Here is a 1,766-nt window from a genome sequence, read left to right on the forward strand (position 1 = left end):
ACGAGTAGCTGTACTCGGGGATAGGTGTTGTATCGTGTATTATATTCATCAGAGTCAGTACACACGCAGGCGACAGTATCTGTATAAACGGATTAATACAGAGCAGCGGTCATCGGATATTATCGCTGAGTACACGTCTCGGAAGTGGTGCGAAGTAATCGCCGACGGCTCAATCAGGCGTTGTCTATGATCACCGAGACCGGCATCAAGACCGAAACTGGAATTGGAACTACGAAGAATCCTGAGATTGTGACGTGGATGACTGATGTCGTCCCGGCATTGGTTTGTCCCCGCGCTGACAGTGGGTGCACTGTGCAGATGCTGAGAGCCCGCGTTGAATAATCCGCCCGCACTCACATCGTGGTGGGTCATCAGAATCGCTCATATTACTGTATGTGATCATCTCTCAATAAAACAATTTTGACAGTCTGTGCCACACATGGTCTATGGTGTGAGCTATCCCTGCACTCCCCAACGTCTCAGTCATGAATATACGCTTCATCACTCAATAGAGGGTGTTAGCGTCTACAATCGGCTACGGAGAATAGTACGAATTCACTGGGATCCAGAGTGTTGATTGATCGTGTGTGGTGGGCGATATATGATAGATAAGTAGATAATAAGCAGTATGTCTCCGATCGGTGCATCGAAGTTACCTAAGAGCTGTGTAGAAAAAAAAGATGAGAGATTGATAGACGCTAGATTATATTATATCTGTATTTGTTATCTGGAGGCAATCTCATGACGATGAGCGATTCATCTGTGATGAAACATCCACACCCATTCTGATGGCGACAATACCGAGGATAGTGAGTGAAAATATACTCCACCAGATAATATTGACATTATCTGGTCCCCACCAATGGGCAGGACCGGGGTGAGTCGGGACGGATGTGAGTGGCCAAAACAGATCTGGTGGGATATCTCCATTCAAGAGGCGGGTGTGCCAATCGCCGAAGAGATGAAGCAGATACCCAACACTGAATCCAGCCCCGAGATGGAGTCGATTCGTCATGAGAGCGTATACAAGCACCAGCAAAACTACAGGAATCGCGAATGGAAGTGAATGCATGAAGACACGTCCCCACGGGGTAAGATTCGCATATGAAACTGGCTTATCGACGAGATCTGGAAACACGCTCCCGAAACAAACGACTGACAGTATCGTCTTTGACGGCAATCGGCGGCGGCGAAGTAATATGTATATTGTCACCGGGATGAGGGCAGCGAGGGCGTGTTCCAGTGGACTCATATGTGAATAATGGAGGCTTGTATTGAATTGTGTGTCGGAACGGTTCACCGGCTGAAATGGATATTATCGTCATTAGATATTTTCCATCCCATATTGTAGCGATCACGGTTCTTGTTTGGAGAGTTCGTGAAGTAACTGAGCTGGGGAATCTAGCTTGTCAATCTACAGAGTGTATAGGGCGAGTGCCTCGGGTTGATTCCAAGGCAGTTCACCAGGTGTTCGCTGAGCCGAAGTAGACGGAATCGTTCTTTCGGCTTCAAATGCGGCACTCGCCGAGGTGCTCACGGAATCGCTTTGGGATAGTCGCCTACTCGTGTTTTTCATCTCAACGACCATCTGATCAGACTCGTCCGAGGATTCTGGTTCATTCTATCAGTATCACGTGGTGGATAGCTCAGACCGGCGCAGGATCATCACTCGGGCGCGGCGTCGAGATTTCGAGACGAAGCTCAATGGTACCGTATGGGACAAACGGGCGTTTTGCCTGACCAGCCTGTTCGAAGTGGACGATATC

The 1,766-nt window shown here is 48.5% G+C and carries 2 protein-coding genes; one reads left to right on the forward strand and one right to left on the reverse strand.

Going from position 1 to position 1,766, the window contains the following annotated elements:
* Nucleotides 1-147: 147 nt before the first annotated feature.
* Nucleotides 148-342: a hypothetical protein gene (locus J07HQW2_RS09075; protein ID WP_303704038.1), complete on the forward strand. Its 195-nt coding sequence runs from the start codon at nucleotides 148-150 to the stop codon at nucleotides 340-342.
* A 397-nt stretch (nucleotides 343-739) separates the two neighbouring features.
* Here J07HQW2_RS09075 and J07HQW2_RS09080 read toward each other — a convergent pair whose 3' ends face one another.
* Nucleotides 740-1,252 (reverse strand): metal-dependent hydrolase, encoded by a 513-nt coding sequence (locus J07HQW2_RS09080; protein ID WP_021055165.1) that lies wholly within the window; start codon nucleotides 1,250-1,252, stop codon nucleotides 740-742.
* Between the last annotated feature and the right edge of the window lie 514 nt (nucleotides 1,253-1,766).

The organism is Haloquadratum walsbyi J07HQW2 (assembly GCF_000415985.1).
Lineage (GTDB): Archaea > Halobacteriota > Halobacteria > Halobacteriales > Haloferacaceae > Haloquadratum > Haloquadratum walsbyi_B.